Below are 22,410 nucleotides of genomic sequence, written 5' to 3' on the forward strand. Positions count from 1 at the left end.
ACATCGCCCCCGGCAAGCCGATGCAAAACGGCTTCGTCGAAAGCTTCAACGGCAGCTTCCGCGACGAGTGCCTCAACGAGACCCTGTTCTCGTCACTCACCCAGGCYCGCGCCGCCATCACCGCATGGAAGGAGGATTACAACAGGAACRGACCCCACTCGTCGCTGGGCAACATCACAYCCGGAGAGTTCGCAATGAAGATGGCTATGGAAAAACAGGCCGCATGAGGCCAGATTAAAAACCCAAGACTCTCCCGAAAAATGGAGGGGAGTTGGGTCTCAGGTCACAAGTACTCGCGTCCGCTTTGCAACTGTTGATCTTGGAGTTTGTGTTTCATGTCGGGGATTTAGCGCCGATGACCGTAGTGCTGTAGCGCACAGGATCGCAGTTTTCGGCTATTGTGGGATAGTATGGAGTAGTAACTGGTTGCGGGGGCAGGATTTAATCTTAACTTGCGGACCGCGCCGAAGTCATGTCGCTTGCTCGAATTGCTGGCTATCGGAAACCGTAACGGACTTTTTCGCGCGGCAGCGTAGCTTAGCGCAGATGGCTTACCGCCATATGCGCAATAATCATTGCGCATACCTTTGATTCTTGCGCATAGTTATTGTATTTTGCGCTTACCCTACACGCAAAAAGGCGATCAGACGTGGCAAACCAAATCCCAGACAGCACCTTGGCTGCGATCGAGGAAATCGTCGCCAGGCATAAAGGCGCTATTTCGGCATCTGAGATTCTTCGCGTGCTACCAGCGACGGTCCCTCAACGAACGCTACAATATCGTCTCAAGCGGCTGGTAACCGATAATCGCCTCATTATGGAGGGCCAAGGCCGATGGGCAAAATACCGCCTGCCCGACATCCCCCCACTGTCTGACGAAGCCGAGGCATTCGCCCTCGTGCTGTCCGATGCGGCCAAATCGGTACGCGATTATATCCGGCAGCCCCTTGAGGCTCGTAGGCCGGTCGGTTACGACCGCAACTTTCTTGAGCATTACCGTCCGAACGTCAGCTTTTATCTGACCGAGACCGAACGTGCTCATCTGGCCTCGGTCGGGCGGCCGCAGATCGCTGAGCAGCCGGCGGGAACCTACGCCAAGCATATTCTCAATAGACTTCTTATCGATCTCGCCTGGAACTCTAGCCGCCTTGAAGGCAACACCTATTCACTCCTCGACACCAGGCGCCTTATTGAATTTGGTGAAGAAGCGAAGGGCCGCGCGCATCTCGATGCGCAGATGATCCTGAATCACAAGGACGCGATCGAATTTCTGGTCAGTGCGGCACATGACATCGGCTTCAATCGTTACACAATCCTCAATCTGCACGGGCTTCTGGCCAATAACCTCCTTCCCGATCCGTCGGCCCCCGGCAGGCTGCGATACATTGCGGTGGGGATCGAGCGGTCCGTTTTCCATCCTCTGGAAGTGCCCCAGCTCATTGAGGAATCATTTGATGAGGTTTTGGCCACGGCCGATGCGATCATCGACCCTTTCGAACAAGCATTCTTCGTCTTGGTTCAACTGCCCTATCTTCAGCCCTTCGATGACGTGAACAAGCGCGTGTCCCGCCTTGCTGCAAACATCCCGTTCATCAAAAACAATCTTTCACCGCTCTCTTTCGCTGATGTACCGCGGCAGATCTATACCGAGGCAGTGCTTGGGGTTTACGAGTTGAACCGGATTGACCTTCTCAAAGACCTGTTCCTATGGGCCTATGAGCGATCAGCCGCGCGTTACGCCGCCGTGCGCCAATCGCTGGGCGAACCCGACCCGTTCCGGCTTCGCTATCGAGAGGAACTGCGTGAACTTATCGCTGCCCTCATTCGTGGGCGTACCGGACGTCAGAAAGCTACCGCCCACATCGCCGATTGGGCGACAGAAAGGATTAACTCTGCTGACCGCGAGCGCTTCGTCGAGATTGCTGAAGCCGAACTGACGGGACTGCACGAAGGCAATTTTGCCCGCTATCGAATCCGCCCCTCGGAATTTTCCGGCTGGCGCGAAGTCTGGGAGGCGAAATAATAGATGGCAGAGAATGTCTTGGGGTCTCTTCTTCGCTGATGAAGTCGGCGGAGGAACTGTCCGCGCTGATCGCTGTCCATGCCTCTTCGGGGATTGCTATCCTGATCCTCCCCGATGAAACTATTGAACTTCGGCAAGGCCCGCCCCTCGAAGGACGGGACGGGCCTTCTTCCGGGATCGTCTTAGTAATCCATGCCGGCGCCGTCGGCCATCGCCGGAGCAGCTTCCTTCTTCGGCTTCTCAGCTATCATGGCCTCAGTCGTCACCAGCAGACCGGCGACGGAAGCGGCATCCTGGAGCGCCGTGCGCACGACTTTGGCAGGATCGATAACGCCTTGGGCGAAAAGGTCGCCGAACTCACCGGTCTGCGCGTTCCAGCCGAAGGAGAAGTCCGGCTGCTCGCGCAGTTTCCCGACGATGACAGAGCCTTCGGCACCGGCATTTTCGGCAATCTGGCGCACCGGCGCTTCAATTGCGCGGCGCACAATCTCTATGCCGACGCGCTGGTCGTCATTGGCCGGTGTCAGGCCATCGAGCGCCTTCACGGCCCGCAGCAGCGCAACGCCGCCGCCGGGCAATATGCCTTCCTCGACGGCGGCACGGGTGGCGTGCAGCGCATCGTCGACGCGGTCCTTCTTTTCCTTGACTTCGACTTCCGTGGAGCCGCCAACGCGGATCACGGCAACGCCGCCGGCGAGCTTGGCAAGACGCTCCTGCAGCTTCTCGCGATCATAGTCGGAAGTCGTTTCTTCGATCTGGGCGCGGATCTGTGCCGTACGGCCGTCGATATCGGCCTTGGAACCGGCCCCATCGATAATGGTCGTGTTTTCCTTTTCGATGGCCACCTTCTTGGCACGGCCAAGCATGTCAAGCGTGACATTCTCGAGCTTGATGCCGAGGTCTTCCGAGATCACGGTGCCGCCGGTCAGTATGGCGATGTCTTCAAGCATAGCTTTGCGGCGGTCGCCGAAGCCCGGAGCCTTGACAGCGGCGATCTTGAGGCCGCCGCGCAGCTTGTTGACGACGAGGGTTGCAAGAGCTTCCCCTTCTACGTCCTCTGCGATGATCAGGAGCGGCTTGCCCGACTGCACAACGGCCTCAAGAACCGGCAGCATCGATTGCAGGTTGGAGAGCTTCTTCTCATGGATGAGGATATAGGGATCCTCAAGTTCGACCCGCATCTTATCCTGATTGGTGACGAAATAGGGCGAGAGGTAACCTCGGTCGAACTGCATGCCTTCGACGACTTCCAGCTCGGTTTCGGCGGTCTTGGCCTCTTCAACCGTGATGACGCCTTCGTTGCCGACCTTCTCCATCGCTTCGGCAAGGTAGCGCCCAATTTCGGCATCGCCATTGGCGGAAATGGTGCCGACCTGGGCGATTTCCGCATTGCTGGTGATCTTGCGGGCGTTTGACTTGAGTTCCTTGACGACCGCATCGACGGCGAGATCGATACCGCGCTTCAGGTCCATCGGGTTCATGCCTGACGCGACCGCCTTGGCGCCTTCCTTCACGATCGCCTGCGCGAGCACGGTCGCGGTGGTGGTGCCGTCGCCGGCGAGGTCGTTGGTCTTGGAGGCAACCTCGCGGACCATCTGAGCGCCCATATTCTCGAACTTGTCTTCCAGTTCGATTTCCTTGGCGACCGAGACGCCGTCCTTGGTAATACGCGGAGCGCCGAAGGATTTGTTGATCACAACATTGCGGCCCTTGGGCCCGAGCGTGACCTTTACGGCATTGGCCAGCACATCGACCCCTCGCAGCATGCGTTCACGGGCATCGGCGCTGAATTTGACTTCTTTCGCAGCCATTTTCTTCAACTCCTCAATAGGCAGTTTCTGACTGATGATCGTGGTTTGGATGGGTTCAGGCGGCTTTTTTCTGCTCTGCCTGGGCTTCGATGATGCCCATGACATCGCTTTCCTTCATGATCAGCAGGTCTTCGCCATTGATCTTGATTTCCGTGCCGGACCATTTGCCGAACAGGATGCGATCGCCTACCTGGACGTCGAGGGCCTGGATCTGCCCGGCTTCATTGCGCGCGCCGGGGCCGACGGCGATGACCTCGCCTTCCTGCGGCTTTTCCTTCGCGGTATCGGGAATGATGATGCCGCCTTTGGTCTTTTCCTCGGATTCGACCCGGCGGACGAGAATGCGATCGTGAAGCGGTCGGAACGACATGTTTTCCTCCATGGACAAACAATGATAATATTGTTCCCCTCGCCGGACCGGATGACCAATCCGGAGCGGGTGCAAAACCTCGATCGAGCATTTTGCGCAAAATGATCTGGTTTTGCGATTTTTGGATTGCAAGAGGGCTGGATAAAAAAATTAGCACTCAGGTCTCGCGGCTGCTACCATCCTGAAAAGGAACAATAAACCGGCGCTCCACGTTGAAAATTTAAAGATGGCTGCGGTATTTTTGGGTCATCTGGAAATGTCACGAAGCGGAGATGTAATATGCAATTTTCATCGGATCTGGAGCGTCAGCTCAATGGGTATGGTCTCACCACAGCGCATATCCTCTATCGCATTCCCGATTTCGAATCAGTCCTGCAGACCTATGTTTGGCAAGACTATGACCTTGCACCGGACTTTCCCGAGATGCACAAATTCCTGCACTTCTGGCAGAGCAGGCTCGACGGGCCGCTGCACTCCGTCCGATACTGTCACCAGCGTCTGATCGGGCCGAACGAGTGGCGACGCGTGGAAGGCGAGTTCAAGCTCCACTGAAACACGAAATCGGAATTTCTCCTCGGGGGGCCTTTGGTGACAGAGGCTTCGATAGCAGCGGTCTTCGGGCGCGCAAGATGAAGTAGGACATGTTACGAGCTCACGTCTGGTCGGCCACGAAATTAGCCCGTTCATAGGCAAGTTCGAAGCCGAGCCGCTGCATGTTGTGGAAGGACGGCGCCGGCTCGCCATCATGCGGAAGATCGGTCTCGGTGATGAGCCAGCGGCATCCGAGATCCGCGGCCACATGCATGCGGTGCGCCATCATCGCGCCGTGGAGATGCCTATGCCGATGCGACGGGATGGTGGAGCCGAAACCGATCCAGGCGACATCGCCGCGAACGAAAAGCGCTCCGGTGCCAACGGCTTCGCCGGCATCGAACGATAGATAAAAGCGCCAGCCTTCCCGGCCGGGCAGCGCTTCGAACAATTCCGCGAGACTGTCGGGGACACCGAAACCGGCGGCCGCTGTCTTCGCGAACAGATTGGCCTCCTCGATGCCTACTTCGCGAATGACGGTTCTCAAGTCTTCGCTGGGCAGTTGGTCGGTGGATCGCATCATCTTTGCGAGCGAGGCCTTTTTCCGCAAGCCGCCCGCTTCCAGCCAGCCGGAGATTTCAGCAGGGCGCGCCTCGCGGCAAAGGCCGACGCCGTAGGGCACGCCAGCCGCAGCATATGTTTCGAGTTGCTCCTCCAGCCAGGACCGGTCGGCAGGCTCATCCAGGCCGAGCCCGAGAATGCGGTTGAAGAAAGCGACCGGACAATTGGCGGCGCGAAGCACGAGGACATTGCCCACGCGCTCCTTCGACAGCCCGAGCTTCTGCCGCACAGCTGCCGGAGCGGCATCCCATACGCTCTCCCAGGCTGCCATTTCCGCCTGTTCGCCGCGCTTCGTCGCCGACATTTCGAACATATTCATGGTGATCTCCCCTTTTGTTTCGACTAACCGCAACCTAAGCGCGCCGGTGAAGTCGCCCTATCGCCCGTTAGGATGATCCAAAGGGTGATCGGCTGTCACCGCCAGATCGTTGGCATGCGCATAACGGATCGCTTCGGCACGGTTCCTGGCACCCGTCTTGGCGAAGATATGCCGCAGATGCGTTTTCACGGTGTTTTGCGAAATGAAGAGACGCTTCCCGATTTCCTTGTTCGACAGGCCAGCCGTGACGAGTTGCAGGACACGGCGCTCGCCCGGTGACAACGGTTCCGGCAAAGGCGGGTCATCCTTGCCCCCTTCCCGCTCGGCAAGGAGAGTCTCAACGAAACGACGGGTCCGCGGATCGTCCATTTCCTCCAGCAGACGTTCGATCAGGGAGGTGAGACTAGGCGGCCCATCGAGGAATATTCTGCGGTAACCCAAAGACATCGCCCGGGTAAGCACCACGTCAATCTGTTCCAAAGCCTGCCGCCACTCGCCATTGAGGAATCGCGCAAGTGCGAGAACAAGCCGCGTGCGAATTGCCGTGTCAAGCCGCCCGGCTGTCTCGGCATGGGCGAGTCTTTCAGTCAGAATTTCGATCGCCTCCCCATGGCGATGGCGCCGGATGAGCCATTCGCTTGCCAGCAGGACTTCCGCGTCGGTGGCATCGGTCCGCATGGCCTGCTGGTGCAGGCCGCGTTGCCGGATGAACGCTTCCGCCTCCCCGGTCATGCCTTTTATCAGCGCCAGGCGCGCTGTCTCCACATCCAGATCGGGAAGAACCGGCATCAGCGGACGGACATAGGCAACCCGGCCTACCTCCTGGGTCAAATCGTCCACCTCGCCTGCGCGTCCCTCCGCCAGCCGCAGCCTGGCAAGACCGATGCGGGCGATGTGGCGCACCGTCGACGGCTCATATCTTGCCAAAGCGATGGCCTCCTCGAAGGCTTGTGCCGCAGCTTTCAGATCGTTCTGCTCATAGAGCATTTCTCCAGCGCCGTAAGCGAGCCAGGACATGAAAGGCAGGCCATCCCACCCCATATGGGCTGCCGATGCCCGGGCGGCTTCGATGCGGCGCAGCCCCTCGCGCGGACCTGCCACCGCTGCACGCAAGCGGGCATGACCAAGCGAGGATATGAAGAACATCGACACAGATCGATAGTCGAGGGCTGCCCGAACCGCCGTTTCGTAGGCTCGCCCCGCCGCACCGACATCCCCGCAGGCATGGGAGCAGCCGGCCAGCACGGCAGGCGCACATACTTTCACACAGGGACGGTTTCCCGCGACGGGATCGTTTTCGATGCGGGAAGCGAGCGCGATGGCTTCGCGGAAACGGCGGCTGTCCCGCGCCATCTCGAAGACGTCAAGCATGGCAAGCTCGGCAAGGATGGCCTCGTCTTCCGGCGTCGCGCCGGCCTTTGCCATTACCTCTATCCGCTCCCGCCACACCTGGCGGAATTGACCGAGACGGATATATTCGCACCATAGCGCTGCCGAAAGACGCTTCGGGCAGTCGAGAAGAATGCGTTCCGGCACCTGCATCAGCCAGGACAAGAGCTGCTTGCTATGCCCGCCCAGGATGAGGTCCCAGGCGTGGCTCGCGGCAAGATCCGCGACCCGCTCGGTATCGCCGGCGGCAAGCGCATGGTCGACCGCCTCGGCAATCGCCCCCTGTGCTTCATGCCAGATGCTCGCGGCGCGATGGCAATCGCTTGCGCGCTCTTCACGCGACAAGGCCAGCTGATGTCGCAGCAGATCGGCAAAGAGATGGTGATAGCGGTACCATTCGCGCTTCTGGTCGAGCGCCACGACGAAGACATGATCGCGTTCGAGTCGTTCCAGGATCGAGCCGCAATTGTCGAGGCCGGTCACCGCACCGCAAATATCGGCATTCATGCGGTCAAGAATCGAGGTCCGCAACAAAAAGCGCCTAGTTTCCGGCGATTGAGCCGCCAGCACCTCCGCCGCCAGATAATCCATGATATAGCGGTCATTGCCGGCGAAGGAGCGAAGAAACGCGTCCCGGTCCGCCCGGCCGGACAGCGAAAGAGCCGCCAGCTGCAAGCCGCCCACCCATCCTTCGCTGCGCTCATCGACGCGGTCGATCTGGGCGCTCGACAGGCCGAGTTGCATGGTTCCGTTGAGAAATTGCTCCGTTTCTCCCCTGGTGAAGCGCAGATCGCCTTCGCGCAACTCGGCGAACTGGCCGCGCATCCGGCAGCGCGCCAGAGGCAATACCGGCTCCTGACGGCTGAGAATCACCAGATGCATCGCAGGCGGCAGGCGCTCGAGCAGAACCGCCATCGCATCATGCACTTTCTGCTCCGCAATGACGTGGTAATCGTCGAGGACGAGCGCGAAAGGCTGCGCGAGCTCGTAGAGCTCGTTGACGAACCGTTCGGCAAGCACCGGGACATCCCGGTCGCGCAGAATGTCCGCCGCCTCGCTGATCGTCTTTCCGCAGCCGGGAATAGCGGTCTGGACGGCAGCCGCCAGATGAATGAGAAACCGCGCCGCATCATTGTCGCGCCGGTCGAGGGACAGCCAGGCAAGAGGCATGTCCCGCCGGGCGAGCCAGGCCACCGCCGCAGAGGTCTTGCCGAAACCCGCGGGCGCACAAAAAAGCGTGACCGGCTTCGGCGGCTCGATCCGGTCGAACAGCCGGTCTCTCCCCACCTGCCCGGGCGGCAGCGACGGAACCACCAGCTTGGATCGGACAATCATATGGCCGCCATTCATGCCGTTTGTCCCGAGCAGCGGGCTCGCGCCCAGAGCCGTCAATAGCCCTTGAACCGGGAGCGCATGACCTTTTCCTCCTGCCTTATGCGGATGGCGAGCGGGATGACATAAAGCGGCAGGCCGATGGCCAAAGTGTACCAGGAATGAAGCGCCAGGCCGAAGCCGATGAGTTCCGGCAGGATGTTGAGGAAATAGTTCGGGTGACGAAACCGGCGGAACAGCGGGTGCTCGACAAGGACGTGATTGGAGGCGATGAGCAGCTTGACCGTCCAGAGACGGCCGAGAATGCGAATGACCGCAACCAGCATCGCCGCGCCGAAGAAATAAAGCACGAGCCCGATCCATGTGACCGCATCGAAGGGCGGCATTCCTCTGAACGCAGCCTCCGCGGCCGCAGCGAGATAGAAGGCCGTATGGGCGAGCGCGAGCACGACGCTGTTCGTATGACCGAATTCCGTGGCGCCCTCAGCCTTCAGCCGCCGCTCGTTGCGCACCGAGATGGCGAGCGTCGCAAGCCTGAAGAGAATTGCCGCAACGATGAAAATCCAAAGCAAGATATCCTCCGGGAATGATGGTGGTAGGGCAATTCTCGCCGTTCCGAAATGCTCATGGTGAGGTGGGCTTGACCGGTGCGTCCCCTGCCGTAGCCCTCCGGCGGGCGGAAGCTTTTACGCGATCCGCATCTCCAGACAAGAGCCCTTGCGGGCGCAGCGTGATGACGAGAACGAGGATGACGCCGAAGGCGAGGAGACGATAAAGCGCAAACTCGCGAAAGATTTCCGGCAGCGCGACGATCACCGCGGCTCCCAGGATGACGCCGAAGACATTGCCGACCCCGCCGAGGATCACCATGGCGAGCACATTGATCGATTCCTGGAAGAGGAAATTGTCGGGAAAGACGGAGCGCTGCCAGGAGGCCAGCAGCCCGCCGGCGAACCCTGCTATAGCCGCGCCGATGGCGAAGGCGGTGAGCTTCGCGCGCGTCGTATCGACGCCCATCGCTTCGGCGGCAATCTCATCCTCACGGATCGCCCGCCACTGCCAGCCGATGCGGGAATCCCTGAGGCGCAGCGACAACAGCACGACCGCGCCGAGCGCGAGGAGGAACAGGTAATAATATTCGATGTTCCGGTCGATGGCGAAGCCGAGAATGGATGGCGGATCGATCGAAATCAGGCCGTTGGGGCCGCCCGTGATATTGACCGGCCGGTCGAGATTGACGAGGCAGATATAGGTTATCTCGCCGAAACCGAGGGTGACGACGGCGAGGTAATCGCCGCGCAGGCGCAATGTCGGTGCTCCGATGAGCATGCCCGAGACGGCGCTCGCCGCAACCACCGCCGCCATAACCAGGGCAAAAGGCAGATGCAGGCCGAAATGCGGCGATGAAAGAAAGGCGTAGACATAGGAACCGATCCCGAAGAAGGCGACGAAGCCCAGATCGAGCAGGCCGGCAAAGCCCACGACGATATTGAGGCCGAGCGCGAGCAAGGCGTAAAGGCAGATACGCGCGAGCACGCCCAGGACATAGTCGTTGGGAGCGAGAAGCGGCGCGAGCACCGCCCCCGCGAGGAGGAACAGCGGCATGTGCCGGATGATGAATGTTCTCATATCTTGTCCCTGTCCGGGAGCCGTGCGCCGAACAGCCCTTCCGGTTTCAGCATAAGGGTCAGGATGAGCACGCCGAAGGTGATGACATCCTTGAACGCCGGATTGATGAAGGTGGAGGCGAGGCTCTCGATGACACCGAGCACAAGGCCGCCGAGCATGGCCCCCCTGATATTGCCGATGCCGCCGAGTACGGCTGCCGTGAAGGCTTTCAGCCCGGCGGAATAGCCCATCATGAAGTCGATCTGCGTATAATAGAGGCCGATCAGCACACCGGCCGCTCCGCCGAGCGCCGAGCCAAGGAAGAAGGTGAGGCTCACCGTCCGCCCGACTTGAATGCCCATGAGGCTGGCCGTCTCGCGGTCTTCCGCCACGGCGCGGATGGCGCGCCCGAGACCGGTGCGCTGCACGAGCACGATGAGGGCGCCCATAAGCATGATGGCAGTCCCCAGGATGACGAGTGTCAGCACCGAAATATTGACGCCAAGGAAACTGAACCGCCACGAGCCGGGAAAGAGCAAATGCGTAGGGTAGACCTTCATCCGCGCGCCCTCGACAAGCATGACCGCATTCTGAAGGACGATGGAGACACCCACGGCGCTGATGAGGGGCGCGAGCCGCGAAGCGCCCCGCGCGTAAAGCGGCCGGTAGGCGATCCGCTCTATGGCGACGCCGAGCCCGCCGGTAAGGAGCATCGCGGGCAGAAGCAGCATCGGCAGCAAAAGAAGCGGGCCGAGGCCTCCCATACCGGCGCCGAGGAGCGCCGAAAGCACAGCCAGGCCAATATAGGCGCCGATCATGAACACCTCGCCATGGGCGAAGTTGATCATCGACAATACGCCATAGACCATCGAATATCCGAGTGCGATGAGGCCATAGACCGCGCCCAGCGCCAGGCCGAAGACGAGCTGCTGCGGAAGGATGGAAAGGATGTCCGCCATGGCTCAGTCATCCCCCAGATAGGCGCGGCGCACGTCGTCGGCTGCCAGCAGAGCGGCAGCGCTGTCGGCGGCGACGATACGCCCTCCTTGAAGGACATAGCCGCGGCTGGCGATGGAAAGGGCCATGGAAGCGTTCTGCTCGACGAGCAAAATGGTGGTGCCCTGGCGATGAATATCGAGGATCACATCGAAGACCTGATCGACATAAGCCGGCGAAAGCCCCATCGACGGTTCGTCGAGGAGCAGAAGACGCGGCCGCATCATCAAACCTCGCGCCATGGCGAGCATTTGCTGCTCACCACCCGAGAGGGTGCCGGCATATTGCCCCGCGCGTTCCAAAAGGCGCGGAAATATCGCATGGATGCGGTCGAGATCTTCATCAACCGCGTGCCGCGAATGCCCGCCATCGGCACCCAGAAGCAGGTTCTCCCTGACGGTCATGCGGCTGAAAATCCCGCGCCCTTCGGGTACGAGAGCAATGCCCCGGTGAACCACGGACGCAGTCGGCATCCGGTCGATGCGCTCATTTTCAAATACGATCTGTCCCGATAGAGGCTTTACCAGTCCGGTTATCGCCTTCATCGTCGTGGTCTTGCCGGAAGCGTTGCCGCCGAGAAGACAGACGATCTCCCCGCACCGCACATGGAGATCGATGCCATGGAGAACCGTGACCGCGCCATAGCCGGCGGTCAGCTGCGTGAGCTCAAGCATGAACGGCCCCTCGCCCCAAATAGGCTCCAATCACCCGCGGGTGGCATTGCACCGAGGCGAAATCACCTTCTGCGACCTTCTCTCCGTGGTCGAGAGCAATGACGCGGTTGCAAATTCCCCGCACGACGGTCAGGTCATGTTCGATCAGCGCGATGGTGACGCCCCGGTCGCGAATATGCAGGATTTCCGACATGAGTTCCCGGGATTCGGTTGGATTCATTCCGGCGGCGGGCTCATCGAGCAGAAGCAGCCGGGGACGGGTCGCCAGCGCCCTTGCGATTTCGAGGCGTCGGCGGTTTGCGTAAGAAAGGGAGGAAGCGGGGCGGCTAAGAGAGGCAAGAAGCCTGTCGCCGAAGATGGCAAGGAGAGCCTCCGCCTCTTCCGCCAATTGTCTTTTCTCCCCTCGCGTGGAAGGAAGATTGAACGCCACGCCCGCAAGGCTCATCTTCGAGCGGCAGGAGCATCCCACCAGGACATTGTCGAGAACGCTCATTCCGTTGAAAAGGCGCAGATTCTGGAAAGTCCGGGCGATGCCCAGCCGCGTGATCGCATGCGGCTTCAGTCCAAGAATGTTGCGGTGCCCGGCCGTGGAAATCCGTCCCTCAGTGGCAGGCAGCAGCCCGGTGATCAGGTTGAACAGCGTCGTCTTGCCCGAGCCGTTCGGCCCGATGATGCCGGTTATCTGCCCCTCCCCGATCGAGAGGTCGAGGCCGCGGACGGCCTCGATCCCACCGAAACGCTTGCGCAGGCCGGTCACTTCGAGAAGGGACATCGATACGGCCTTATTTCGCGATATTTTTCACGAGCTCGAAGCCGGCGCCCTTGACCTGATAGACCGAGAGCGACTGCGTGGCGACATCGCCTTTCTTGTCGAAGGAGACCGGCATGCCGAGAATGCCCGTATAGCCCTTGGTCTCCCGCACCGCGCGGGCCACTGCCGCCCGGTCGGCGCTGCCGGCACGGTCGATGGCGGAGATGAGAATATTCGCGGCCTCATAGGCGAGCGGACCGTAGGAACTGATAGGGCCGTGCTTAGCCTCGAAGGTTTTGACGAAGGCGGCGGCGGCGGGGATTTTCTTCATGTCCGGCACGAAGAAGGTGACGTAGTTGCCTTCGGCCGCGCCGCCGGCTGCCTGGACATAATCGACCGGTTCGAACAGGCCGTCAGGCCCGACCATGCGGACGTCCAGGCCGACATCCGGCAATTGCTTGGCGATGAGAGCCGCATCCGGCGCCCAGAGGCTTGCATAGATAATGTCGGTGTCCTTCGGAATCGTACCGAGGATGGCGCGGAAGTCCTTGTCGCCGGAACGGATGACGAAACGGCGCACCTTCGCGCCCATGGTTTTCGCCTGTTTCTCCGCCTCGTCGCCTTGGCCGCGCGGACCGGTCGTGCCATCGTCGATGATGGCGATCTTCTTCGCCTTGAGATCGCGGACCGCGAAGATCATGCCTGCCGGCGCCTGGAAATCGTCGCGGGCGCAAAGACGGTTCACCGTCTTGAGACCGCGGTCCGTCACCTTCGGATTGCTGCAGCCCGGCGTGATCATAGCCATGCCGGCACGGTCCAGGATTTCCGAAACAGGCAGGCAGGTGCTGCTGGTGATGCCCCAGACGGCGCCAACCACATCCTTGTCGGCCGCTACCTTCTCACCCGCGGCGACGCCCACTTGCGGATTGCCGCCATCGTCGGCCTTGACCAACTCGATTTTCTTGCCGAGCACACCGCCCTTTGCATTCCACTCATCGACGGCAAGCTGCGCCGCGTTTGCGACCTCCTGGCCTTGCTTGGCGAGTTGGCCTGTCAAAGGCGCTCCCACCGCAATCTTGATCGTTTCCTGCGCATTGGCTACCGCGATGCCGGAAGCAAGCGCCACGGAACAAATGGCTGCCACGCACGCTCGCGCAAGCGCGCGCTTTATCGTATTCCTACCGTTCATGATCGCTCCTTGAATGAACGCGAATATGTGCCGCCGGCTTCGAAACGGACGCATCGGGCCGGTCGTGCTGTTAACATCGACAATGCCCACTTTACGCGCGGCGACAGCGCGTCCTATCGCCCCTTAGGGTGATCCAAGGGGTGAGGGTCGATCCAATTTGAACGGCACTTGCAGGGACCCGGTACGCGTTTTCCGGCATTCAATTGGCCGAGACCCTGATCTCTTGCGGCTGAGCGATCTCTATTCGTCGGACGTCAGATCTTGGGCATCGTCGTTGCGAAACATTCCCTTAAATCGCCTGGCGGACGGATCTTCGTTTTATATTGTCATGGGAAGGCGGCTTGCGGTGATCGTGGCATCGAGGGCTTCATACCCTTTGAGATCAATGAGATCGTACAGTTCCGCTCGCGTCTGCATCTGGTCGAGCATGCCTCTCGTCGTCCCGGCGCGGGCCAGTTCTTCATAGAGCCCTTGCTGCGCCTTGTTTGCTACGCGCAGCGACGAAACCGGCCAAATCACCATGCGGTAACCCAGACCCTGCAGTTCGTCCGCGGTCAGCGCAGGCGATCTGCCAAACTCCGTCATGTTGGCGAGCAACGGAACATCCTTCATCGCGGCGGCGAATTCGGCGAACATCTCCCTCGTCGTCAGCGCCTCGGGAAAGATGGCGTCCGCCCCTGCCCGAACATAAAGCCGTGCCCGGTCGATAGCCTTTGCAAGTCCTTCGTCGGCTGCGGCATCGGTTCTAGCGACAATGAAAAGCGAGCGTCTAGCCCGATGCGCCGCGGCGACTTTGGCCGCCATGTCGTCCGGTGAGGCGAGTTTCTTGTCGTTCAGATGCCCGCATTTTTTCGGCAGGATTTGATCCTCGATCTGGATTGCCGCTGCACCGGCTTCCTCGAGCCGGCGCACCGTGTTCATGACGTTGAGGGTTTCGCCGAAACCGGTATCGCCATCGACGAGCAAAGGCAGTCCTGAGGCCCGCACGATCTGGCGCGTGAAAAACAGCACATCTTCGAGCGTGAGGATGCCAAGGTCGGGGAGCCCCATTGATGCGCTCATGGCGGCACCGGACAAATAGAGTGCTTCGAACCCCGCGGCCTTGGCCTGAAGGGCGGCCATGCCATTATGCGCGCCGGGCATTTTTACGATTTCAGGCTGCGCGAGCAATGTACGCAGGCGATGACCGGCCGGGGTGGTTTCTTCCGGAGTTGGCAGCAAATAGGACATGGCACTCTCATTCCGTTTCGAGGATGGCACTATTGCGCCATTTTCTCAGTCTTGGCAGAAGCAACGGTATCAACAACACAGCTGCGGCCATGATCCAAAGCGCGATGGAAATCGGGCTTGACCATAGGATCGCGACATCGCCTGCCGATAGAGATAATGCGCGCCGGAGGCTTTGTTCCAGAATCTTGCCGAGGACGAGACCAAGGATCATCGGCGCCATCGGCATGCCGGCGCGGCGCAGGAAATAAGCCGCGATCCCCAGCGCAACCATCAGAACCAGATCGAAAGTGGTCGACTTTCCGGAATAGACGCCGATCGCGCTGACGACCACGATGAACGGCACGAGCACCCACGCCGGAACCGACAGCATTCGGGCAAAGAGGCCTACGAGCGGAATGTTAACCGCAAGAAGAATGACGTTGCCGATGAACAAGGAGGCAATCAGCCCCCACACAAGATCCGGCTGCGAACGGAACAATGCGGGCCCCGGCGTCAGATTGTACAAGGTCAGAACACCCAGCATGATCGCCGTGGTTCCGGAGCTGGGAATTCCCAAAGTCAGCATCGGGATGAAATTGCTATTCGAGGCGCTGTTGTTGGCGGCCTCCACGGAGGCCAGGCCTCGCAAATCGCCTTGCCCGAACCGGCTGCCGGCAGGGTCGTTCTTCTCCGTTACCCGCTTTTCAGTTGTATAAGCTAGCGCCGACGCAACGGTCCCGCCCGCGCCGGGGAGAATGCCGACGAAAAAACCGATGAGCGAGCCGCGTAGCGTCGCCATGTTGGTAAACCGCATTTCGGCGCGGTTGAAGAGGGATCGCCCCAATTGTTCGATGCGTGCCGACGCGCCGCCATGCAGGCTGTCCAGCATGATCAGCAATTCACTGATGGCAAAAAGGCCGATCACGACGGTCGCGAATTGCACGCCGTCGACGAGATTGGGCGATCCGAACGTATATCGATAGACGCCTGAATTCGCGTCGATGCCGATGGTTGAGATGGCAAGGCCCAGCATGATCGCAAGCAGTGCCTTGACGGGCTGCTCGGTCAGGAGACCTGTGAGGCAGGCGAAGGCGAACACCATCAGCGCGACATATTCGACGGGGCCGAACGCCAGGGCCCAGCGCGCCAAGACCGGAGCGGCCAGTACGATGCCGATCGTTGCGAGCGCCGAACCGACGAAGGACGTCCAGGCGGAAAGAGAAAGCGCGATGCCGGCTTTCCCCTGCCGGGCGAGCGGATAGCCTTCCAAAGCCGTCATCACCGCCGAGGCCTCGCCGGGCACATTGAGCAGGATTGCACTGATCCGTCCGCCATATTCGGAACCGATATAGATCGCGGCCATCAAAATCAGCGAGCCTTCCGGCGGAAGCCCGAGCGCGAAGACGACCGGAACGAGCATGGCCACCGCATTGATCGGGCCAAGGCCCGGAAGCACGCCGACCATCGTGCCGACGATCGCGCCGAGAAATGCCAGAAGCAGATTGGTCGGCGCGAGGGCGACACCGAAGCCATGGGCAAGATAGCCGAGCGTATCCATCAGATTATGCCTGCCAGCAGACCGGCGGGAAGGACCACTTCCAGCACCCGGTCGAAAAGAAGATAGGAGGAGACGGCGAGCACCGCCCCGGTGATTGCGCCCTGCCACCACCTTGCCCCGAAGATCATCGCTATCGGAACCATGAAAATGGTCGTGGCAATGACGAAGCCCAATGGCTGGAACAGCAAGGCATAGGCGAGAAGCGAGCCGGACAGAGTGGCAATGGCCCTACCCGGCATCGGCTCTTGCGATGCCACCGTCGCGCCGGGCTTCACAATGAGGATCATCCCACAGACGGCGATCATCGCCGCTGCCAGCAGCGGGAAAACGCGCGGGCCGACAGGTTCATAGGCGAAGGGTGCCTTGAGCCCATAACCGAAAGCGATCATCATCGCCGCGACCGCAATCGCGGCCGCGCCCAGGAAGCGGTCGGTATTCATCGCGGGGCGCCTTACTTCGTGGCCAGGCCGAAATCGGCGGCGAGCGTCTTGTAGGCCGCCACCTGCTTTTCCACGAAGGCTGCGGTCTCTGCACCGGTCATGGGCAGGGAAAGAGGTTTCTCTGCTGCAAGGCCGCTGCATATTCAGGAGCGCTCATGGTCTTTGCGAAAGCGTCCGCCCACCATTGGTAGTCGGCATCGCTGACTTCCGGCCCGACATAGAAACCGCGAACGATCGGCCATTTGATGTCGAAGCCCTGCTCGACGGCGGTCGGAGTTTCCGCAAGCTTGCCCGGAAGCCGCTGCTCGGAGAAGATCGCCAGGATTTTCAATGGAGCGCCGCCATCGATTGTAGCCTGACTGTCGCCGACATCGCCCATGCAGACATGGACATGCCCGCCCTGCAGCGCCGTCGCGCAGTCGCCGCCGCCTTCAAACGCAACAAAGCGCATTGCCTTGTAGTCGATGCCAGCCGCGCGAGCCGCCATTGCCGCTTTCATCCAGTCCTGACTGCCGATCGTTCCTCCGGCGCCGATAATAACGGAAGCCGGGTCTTTCTTGATCGCCGCCATCAACTCGCCCAGCGATTTATAATCGCTGTCCCGCTGTACGATCACGGCGCCATAGTCGGTGCCGATTGTGGCGACCCAGCGAACATCCTTCTCGGTATAGGCGCCGAACTTGCCCTGGGCCAGATTGAGAAGCGATCCCGCCGAGAAGGCGACGATTGTGCCCGGTTCCGCTCTGCGCTGTCCTACGATAGCGTTATAGGCGACCGCGCCGATGCCCCCCGGCGTGTAGGAAATACGGATCGGTGATTTGAGCGCGCCCGATTGCTGGAGCGCGGCCTGCGCGAGTTTGCAGGTAATGTCGAAGCCGCCGCCGGGCTGGGCCGGGGCGACGCATTCCGGGTTCTTCGGTTCAGCAGATGCGATTGAGTGCGTCCCCCCAAGCGCAGCCATGGTGATGGCGGCCGCAAAAACGGCGCGTGCAACGATAGTCATTGATATCCTCCCAATAATCGCAGACCTCCAATCTGCGAAGGCTGGTTTATACCTCACCCAAGCTTTCAACCGGCTTTCAACGGGCAATCGGGAGGACGAGGCTGACGATCAGGCCGCTGCCGTCGTCGCGGTTTCTGACTGTCATGGTGCCGCCATTGGCACGGGCAACGGTCAATGCGATGGCGAGGCCAAGGCCGCTGCCTCCGCCGCTATTGCGATTGCCGCGACGAAACCGTGTGCCCGCATGCGCGATGTCGTCCGGCGACATGCCGGGCCCCTCATCCTTCACTTCTATAATGGCCGTATCATCTTTGCGGATTATCGCTATCGCTATGAGCGCGGCCTCAGGAGCGTAGGCGACGGCATTATCGACGATATTGGTGAACGCCTCCCGCAAAAGACCTTCATTGGCGCGCACCATGATATCGGGATCGGCAGGCTCGAACACGCATTCCATATTCCGGCTTCGAATGCGGGGCCAAAACATCCGGATCGTATCGGCGATCGTAACCGACAGATGAAGCAAGTCCTGCGGATAGATTTCCGTGCCCTGGGATGTCCGGGCCTTGGCAAGGGCGAGGAGCTGATTTGTCGTGCGGATCGAGCGTTCCAGCACATCCAGGGAAGCGCGAAGGGCGTTGCGAACCTCACCGATCTCGTCTTGGTGTAGCGCATAATCGATCTGGGTTCGCAAGATGGTCATCGGCGTTCGCAACTGATGGGATGCATCGTCGAGAAACCGGCGCTGTTGCGCAGCCTGTTCCACGGTCCGCTGCATCAGACCGTTCATCGCCCTAACGAGAGGCTGCACCTCAACGGGCAGCGACGCCACTTCGACGGGCTTGAGATCGTCCGGCTCCCGCGCATCGATAGCCTCCCGCAGCTGGTTAAGCGGCCTCAGGGCCATGAAGACGCCGACAGCGAGGAGGGCAGCCAGGGTGGCCACGACGAGGAAATCGCGCAGGATAGCGCGCAGGATCAGCTCGTTCTGAAAGGCTGTCCGGGAACCCTTCGTCTCGGCGACCTGAATGGTTATCTGCACGCCATCCGGTTTCGCGGGATCGAGCGGACGTCTGAGAGCACCGAGCCGGATTTCCTTTCCGAAATAGTTTCCGTCCTGAAACCGAAGTTGACCGAGGGGAAGATCTGGCGTTCCCGGCAGAAGCACGTCCCCGATTTGCACGAGACCGTCGCTCGTTGAGACACTGAAATAGACCTGTCCTTGTGCCGTGAGTTGAAAGAATTCAAAAAGATTGTAGGGAAGCTCAACACCGACGCCTCCGCTCTCCGTCGATATATTGGCATCGATAGCCCTGACGGCCCCGGCCAGCGAGCGATCATAGGCGCTGTCCGCCATTTCCCTGATCGATGTTGCACTGAACCAGAGCGTGGAGGCCATTGCAGCGACGATGGCGGGCACGATCCAGAAACCGAGCGTAACAGCAAGACGGCGACCCGGCTGCCCGACGCTCTTCCGCCAGCTCATGAGCGCCCCGCCTCGAGCACATATCCCAGGCCCCGAAGCGTCGTGATTTGAACCGAGCCCGACAGTTTCTTGCGCAAGCGGTGCGCGATCACCTCGATGGCTTCCAACTGAATATCCGCGTCGTAAGAAAACATGCGATCCATGATCTTCTGCTTCGACATCGGCTCGCCGGCATGCTGAATAAGCACGCGCAACATGGAATGCTCGCGAGGAGTGAGTTCAAGCGGCTTGCCGTTGAGGACAAAGCGCTGCTCGATGGAGGAGTATGTCAGCTCGCCGCAGGCAAAGGTACCCGTATTACGGCCGTGAGCACGCCGGACCAGCGCCACTAGCCTCGCCTCGAGTTCTTCGATTGCAAAAGGCTTTGCCAGAAAGTCATCGGCTCCTTCATGCAGACTGCCGATCCGCTCATCCAATGTGTCCCGCGCGGTGAGGATCAGGGCCGGCGTCGTGTCCCCTCTTGCCCGCATCGCCGCCAGCACCGACCTGCCGTCCATGGCTGGGAGACCAAGGTCGAGAATAACGGCGTCGAACTCCTCACGCTGCAGCCGATCAACGGCAATCGCGCCATCGTCTGCCCATTCGATCATGAGCTGATACCGCTGTAGCAACGCCTTGATCAGCCATTGCGCCAGTTCGGCATCATCCTCCACGAGCAGGATTTTCAAACGCTCCTCCCAAGCAAATGCGGCAACACGGCTCAGACGGACCCGGTGCGACTATCTTTATATACGCCTTGCGCGAGAATAGCCCCTCCTCTATTCGCGCCGCCTCCTGGCCTAGCCTCTGCCTGTTCACCTCTTCAATATTGGCATTGATGGTCCTCAAAGAGCCGAGCGAGTAATCGGCTTTTCCGTCTCATGATTTCCTGAACCCATCGCAGCGGCAGGCGCGAGGCGCGCCTGCCTTGGATGCGTACTGTAGCTACGCCAATGGCCGGCCCGGGTGTGTCAATGGAGACCAGGCTTCACCACCGCCAGCACGGCAATGATCAACATGGCGAGCACGATGCCGATACTCGCTCCGGGAAGGCTGGCGGCGGCTTTCCCATCTCGAATGGAGCGACGCAACCGCCCTGACTGCACGCCATGCAATGCGGAAAGGGCGAGAACGAAAACGAGTTTGACCATAACCCATCGCGACGAGAACCATTGAGCCCAGACGGCCAAGGACAGGCCAAACGCCCAGGTCAGCAACAATGCGGGCGTTATCGCGTGGCGATCGAGCCGGAGCAGGACCGCGAGAATGCCGGCCTGCTGCTCGCGGGGAAGCCGCGCAGCCATACTCATGACCCGGTCATGTGCGAAAAGGCCGCCCACAAGGAATACCACCGCTGTCACATGCGCGGCCACCAGATAAGGATAGAACGCCATGGCTCCTATTTTCCCTCGCCGTGTTGAAGCGCCGCTGCCTTTTTCCTGAGCCACGGGATGTTGAAATAGCCACCGAACGGCAGAAACGCGACAATGAACAGCCGTGCGGCGTCGCGGCCACCCCAGCCGCCGGCCGCCACGGTTTGCAATACCGTCCAGCTATAGGCGAGGAAGGCAAGGCCGTGTACGGGCCCAAGAACGCGCGACCCCATGGGCCAGCCGAAGAGATGCTTCAACGGCACGGCCACGCACACCAGCAGGACAAGAGTGGTCGCTTCGGCGATCGACAGCACTTCCAGACGCTTCAGCTGTTTGCGTTCAAGTTCATTTGCCAACTCAGCGCGAATTGTGGGTTCAACCATGGCTGCGGCCTTTCATTTTAATATCGATCGCCAGTGAGACGCGTTGCGGCGGGATCGATCCCGCGAAAAAAGGCTGACGACATGGGCTAGGCTTCCGCTGTTGGTCCTGGTGGAAAGGGTGATGAAGGCTGATATCGTTTGACAAGGGCGCTGAATGCAGTTTTGGCGCGTCTGTCCGCATCGGTATCCCGATGGAAGCGGCTCGAAACGTGGTGGCTCAAATAGATTCCGCAGAGTTCCCAGACGAACTGATCGACGTCCGTCTCGGCGGATAGATGGCCGAGCGACCGTGCTTCAAGCACCAGCCCGGCGAGCAGCTCCCGCCAATGCGCCTCAAGCTTGGCGGCGTGGGACCGAACCTCTCCCTCGACGTCATCAAGTTCGAACAGCGCCGCTGCCACCGGGCACCCGCCGCTCAAACCCGCGCGGCCTGCCCATCCGAACCAATGGTCCACCAGAGCCGCAAGTCGCGGAAGCCCCTCTGCCGCCTGCATAGCCGGTCCGACGACGACGCGGTTGGCCGTTTCAGCCATTTCGTTCAGGAGCTCGATCTGAAGCTGCTCCTTTGATCGGAAATGGGCGAACAGCCCGCTTTTGGATAGTCCGGTCGCGCTGGCGAGCTGACCGAGGGTTATCCCGGACAGGCCATTCACGCTCAGCTGGTCGAGCCCAGCGCGTAATAAACGGTCTTTAGTTTGAGTGCCTTTCATGGCATCGATCAATACGACCGGTCGTGCTATTTTGCAAGCCGCTCTATATTGCTTTCCATGCTTGCACTCCATGACGGCGACCACCCTGATAGGATCTGTGGCTTGACGGTGCATCATTCCCGCCAAGCCAGAATCGGCATATACCGTCCGCCGCGGCTAGGCGCCCGCCTTTATATGATCATGCTGTTCCCCGCCGCGACAGGCGCAGAACGATCTGATCGGCCACCAGCATGAGGATCAGTGTAAGCCCGACCAGCGGAAAAAGGACCCCGCCCACAGCGAGGATGGCGATCAGGCCCCGGAACACCCTGATATCCGAGGGCATAGGCGGTACGCCCAGCGAGCCCTTCGGCCGCCGCTTCCACCACATCACGCCGGCGGAGACGGCGAGCACGACGATCCCGATACAGGCGGCGGCGAGGACCAGCTGGTTCGCAAGGCCGAACTCCTGCCCCATATGGACGTTTATACCCCATTCCAGCGATTTGCCGAACGGCCCGTAATCGGCGAAGCTCATGTCGATCAGCGGCTTGCCCGAATATTGGTCGAGATGGACCACCCGCTGCTGCGAAAGGTCGTCGGGATAGACCGAGCCGGTGTAAACGCCCTCCGGCGTCGTTGGAATATTGACGGCATAGCCGCGATGAAGACCGAG

General features: G+C 60.5%; 23 protein-coding genes. 3 read left to right on the forward strand and 20 right to left on the reverse strand.

Annotated elements, in window-relative coordinates:
* Positions 1-227, forward strand: a 227-nt coding sequence (locus ACOWVG_RS18825) for an integrase core domain-containing protein (RefSeq protein WP_420963908.1), incomplete at its 5' end; no start/stop codon positions are given.
* A 422-nt stretch (positions 228-649) separates the two neighbouring features.
* Positions 650-2,023: a Fic family protein gene (locus ACOWVG_RS18830; protein ID WP_420963909.1), complete on the forward strand. Its 1,374-nt coding sequence runs from the start codon at positions 650-652 to the stop codon at positions 2,021-2,023.
* Between the two features lie 182 nt (positions 2,024-2,205).
* On the opposite strand, the gene groL is transcribed toward ACOWVG_RS18830, so the two are convergent.
* Together groL and groES are read right to left on the reverse strand one after the other, a co-directional pair.
* Positions 2,206-3,834 carry a chaperonin GroEL gene (gene groL, locus ACOWVG_RS18835; protein WP_420963910.1) on the reverse strand — a complete coding sequence of 543 codons (1,629 nt, stop codon included), beginning with the start codon at positions 3,832-3,834 and terminating at the stop codon, positions 2,206-2,208.
* 55 nt (positions 3,835-3,889) lie between these two features.
* Positions 3,890-4,204, reverse strand: a complete 315-nt coding sequence (gene groES / locus ACOWVG_RS18840) for a co-chaperone GroES (protein ID WP_420963911.1) — start codon at positions 4,202-4,204, stop codon at positions 3,890-3,892.
* A 279-nt stretch (positions 4,205-4,483) separates the two neighbouring features.
* Here groES and ACOWVG_RS18845 point away from each other — a divergent pair, with 279 nt between their 5' ends.
* Positions 4,484-4,756, forward strand: coding sequence for an usg protein (locus ACOWVG_RS18845; protein ID WP_420963912.1), 273 nt, complete (start codon positions 4,484-4,486; stop codon positions 4,754-4,756).
* Between the two features lie 100 nt (positions 4,757-4,856).
* Here ACOWVG_RS18845 and ACOWVG_RS18850 read toward each other — a convergent pair whose 3' ends face one another.
* The 18 genes from ACOWVG_RS18850 to ACOWVG_RS18935 form a co-directional block, all read right to left on the reverse strand.
* A complete protein-coding gene (locus tag ACOWVG_RS18850) occupies positions 4,857-5,675 on the reverse strand; it encodes a hypothetical protein (RefSeq protein ID WP_420963913.1) in 819 nt (272 codons plus the stop codon).
* A 57-nt stretch (positions 5,676-5,732) separates the two neighbouring features.
* Positions 5,733-8,456 (reverse strand): LuxR C-terminal-related transcriptional regulator, encoded by a 2,724-nt coding sequence (locus tag ACOWVG_RS18855; RefSeq protein ID WP_420963914.1) that lies wholly within the window; start codon positions 8,454-8,456, stop codon positions 5,733-5,735.
* Entirely contained in the window at positions 8,453-8,968 is a 516-nt protein-coding gene (locus ACOWVG_RS18860) for an isoprenylcysteine carboxylmethyltransferase family protein (protein WP_420963915.1), read from the reverse strand. Before ACOWVG_RS18860 ends, ACOWVG_RS18855 begins: the two co-directional genes overlap by 4 nt.
* Before the next feature lie 52 nt (positions 8,969-9,020).
* On the reverse strand, positions 9,021-10,025 hold the full coding sequence (locus tag ACOWVG_RS18865) for a branched-chain amino acid ABC transporter permease (protein ID WP_420963916.1): 1,005 nt from the start codon (positions 10,023-10,025) through the stop codon (positions 9,021-9,023).
* On the reverse strand, positions 10,022-10,963 hold the full coding sequence (locus ACOWVG_RS18870; RefSeq protein ID WP_420963918.1) for a branched-chain amino acid ABC transporter permease: 942 nt from the start codon (positions 10,961-10,963) through the stop codon (positions 10,022-10,024). The genes ACOWVG_RS18865 and ACOWVG_RS18870 overlap by 4 nt, the downstream gene beginning before the upstream one ends.
* A 3-nt stretch (positions 10,964-10,966) precedes the next feature.
* On the reverse strand, positions 10,967-11,674 hold the full coding sequence (locus tag ACOWVG_RS18875) for an ABC transporter ATP-binding protein (protein ID WP_420963919.1): 708 nt from the start codon (positions 11,672-11,674) through the stop codon (positions 10,967-10,969).
* Positions 11,667-12,446 carry an ABC transporter ATP-binding protein gene (locus tag ACOWVG_RS18880; RefSeq protein ID WP_420963921.1) on the reverse strand — a complete coding sequence of 260 codons (780 nt, stop codon included), beginning with the start codon at positions 12,444-12,446 and terminating at the stop codon, positions 11,667-11,669. The genes ACOWVG_RS18875 and ACOWVG_RS18880 overlap by 8 nt, the downstream gene beginning before the upstream one ends.
* A gap of 10 nt (positions 12,447-12,456) precedes the next feature.
* On the reverse strand, positions 12,457-13,614 hold the full coding sequence (locus ACOWVG_RS18885) for a branched-chain amino acid ABC transporter substrate-binding protein (RefSeq protein WP_420963922.1): 1,158 nt from the start codon (positions 13,612-13,614) through the stop codon (positions 12,457-12,459).
* A 318-nt stretch (positions 13,615-13,932) separates the two neighbouring features.
* A complete protein-coding gene (prpB, locus tag ACOWVG_RS18890) occupies positions 13,933-14,844 on the reverse strand; it encodes a methylisocitrate lyase (protein WP_420963923.1) in 912 nt (303 codons plus the stop codon).
* Positions 14,845-14,851: 7 nt separating this feature from the next.
* Positions 14,852-16,381 carry a tripartite tricarboxylate transporter permease gene (locus ACOWVG_RS18895; protein ID WP_420963924.1) on the reverse strand — a complete coding sequence of 510 codons (1,530 nt, stop codon included), beginning with the start codon at positions 16,379-16,381 and terminating at the stop codon, positions 14,852-14,854.
* Entirely contained in the window at positions 16,381-16,821 is a 441-nt protein-coding gene (locus tag ACOWVG_RS18900) for a tripartite tricarboxylate transporter TctB family protein (protein ID WP_420963925.1), read from the reverse strand. Before ACOWVG_RS18900 ends, ACOWVG_RS18895 begins: the two co-directional genes overlap by 1 nt.
* A gap of 97 nt (positions 16,822-16,918) precedes the next feature.
* Complete coding sequence (locus tag ACOWVG_RS18905; protein WP_420963927.1) at positions 16,919-17,824, reverse strand: Bug family tripartite tricarboxylate transporter substrate binding protein; 906 nt, start codon at positions 17,822-17,824, stop codon at positions 16,919-16,921.
* 76 nt (positions 17,825-17,900) lie between these two features.
* The gene (locus ACOWVG_RS18910; RefSeq protein ID WP_420963929.1) at positions 17,901-19,310 is read right to left on the reverse strand and encodes a sensor histidine kinase; all 1,410 of its coding nucleotides are present in this window, start codon (positions 19,308-19,310) and stop codon (positions 17,901-17,903) included.
* Positions 19,307-19,978, reverse strand: a complete 672-nt coding sequence (locus ACOWVG_RS18915) for a response regulator (protein WP_420963930.1) — start codon at positions 19,976-19,978, stop codon at positions 19,307-19,309. Before ACOWVG_RS18915 ends, ACOWVG_RS18910 begins: the two co-directional genes overlap by 4 nt.
* A gap of 282 nt (positions 19,979-20,260) precedes the next feature.
* Positions 20,261-20,683, reverse strand: a complete 423-nt coding sequence (locus tag ACOWVG_RS18920) for a CopD family protein (protein WP_420963931.1) — start codon at positions 20,681-20,683, stop codon at positions 20,261-20,263.
* Positions 20,684-20,688: 5 nt separating this feature from the next.
* The gene (locus tag ACOWVG_RS18925) at positions 20,689-21,045 is read right to left on the reverse strand and encodes a DUF3817 domain-containing protein (protein WP_420963932.1); all 357 of its coding nucleotides are present in this window, start codon (positions 21,043-21,045) and stop codon (positions 20,689-20,691) included.
* An 86-nt stretch (positions 21,046-21,131) separates the two neighbouring features.
* Complete coding sequence (locus ACOWVG_RS18930) at positions 21,132-21,767, reverse strand: TetR/AcrR family transcriptional regulator (RefSeq protein WP_420963933.1); 636 nt, start codon at positions 21,765-21,767, stop codon at positions 21,132-21,134.
* 166 nt (positions 21,768-21,933) lie between these two features.
* A partial coding sequence (locus ACOWVG_RS18935; protein ID WP_420963934.1) for a PepSY domain-containing protein occupies positions 21,934-22,410 on the reverse strand: 477 nt, incomplete at its 5' end.

Source organism: Brucella sp. IR073 (genome assembly GCF_049065735.1).
GTDB lineage: Bacteria > Pseudomonadota > Alphaproteobacteria > Rhizobiales > Rhizobiaceae > Paramesorhizobium.

Bases quoted from the DNA above. Each gene is read 5' to 3' on its own strand.
- ACOWVG_RS18885 (WP_420963922.1), bottom strand. From the start codon at position 13,614: ATGAACGGTAGGAATACGATAAAGCGCGCGCTTGCGCGAGCGTGCGTG.
- ACOWVG_RS18850 (WP_420963913.1), bottom strand. From the start codon at position 5,675: ATGAATATGTTCGAAATGTCGGCGACGAAGCGCGGCGAACAGGCGGAA.
- groL (WP_420963910.1), bottom strand. From the start codon at position 3,834: ATGGCTGCGAAAGAAGTCAAATTCAGCGCCGATGCCCGTGAACGCATG.
- ACOWVG_RS18865 (WP_420963916.1), bottom strand. From the start codon at position 10,025: ATGAGAACATTCATCATCCGGCACATGCCGCTGTTCCTCCTCGCGGGG.
- ACOWVG_RS18920 (WP_420963931.1), bottom strand. From the start codon at position 20,683: ATGGCGTTCTATCCTTATCTGGTGGCCGCGCATGTGACAGCGGTGGTA.
- groES (WP_420963911.1), bottom strand. From the start codon at position 4,204: ATGTCGTTCCGACCGCTTCACGATCGCATTCTCGTCCGCCGGGTCGAA.
- ACOWVG_RS18905 (WP_420963927.1), bottom strand. From the start codon at position 17,824: ATGACTATCGTTGCACGCGCCGTTTTTGCGGCCGCCATCACCATGGCT.
- ACOWVG_RS18900 (WP_420963925.1), bottom strand. From the start codon at position 16,821: ATGAATACCGACCGCTTCCTGGGCGCGGCCGCGATTGCGGTCGCGGCG.
- ACOWVG_RS18925 (WP_420963932.1), bottom strand. From the start codon at position 21,045: ATGGTTGAACCCACAATTCGCGCTGAGTTGGCAAATGAACTTGAACGC.
- ACOWVG_RS18845 (WP_420963912.1), top strand. From the start codon at position 4,484: ATGCAATTTTCATCGGATCTGGAGCGTCAGCTCAATGGGTATGGTCTC.
- ACOWVG_RS18870 (WP_420963918.1), bottom strand. From the start codon at position 10,963: ATGGCGGACATCCTTTCCATCCTTCCGCAGCAGCTCGTCTTCGGCCTG.
- ACOWVG_RS18875 (WP_420963919.1), bottom strand. From the start codon at position 11,674: ATGCTTGAGCTCACGCAGCTGACCGCCGGCTATGGCGCGGTCACGGTT.
- ACOWVG_RS18895 (WP_420963924.1), bottom strand. From the start codon at position 16,381: ATGGATACGCTCGGCTATCTTGCCCATGGCTTCGGTGTCGCCCTCGCG.
- ACOWVG_RS18910 (WP_420963929.1), bottom strand. From the start codon at position 19,310: ATGAGCTGGCGGAAGAGCGTCGGGCAGCCGGGTCGCCGTCTTGCTGTT.
- ACOWVG_RS18880 (WP_420963921.1), bottom strand. From the start codon at position 12,446: ATGTCCCTTCTCGAAGTGACCGGCCTGCGCAAGCGTTTCGGTGGGATC.
- prpB (WP_420963923.1), bottom strand. From the start codon at position 14,844: ATGTCCTATTTGCTGCCAACTCCGGAAGAAACCACCCCGGCCGGTCAT.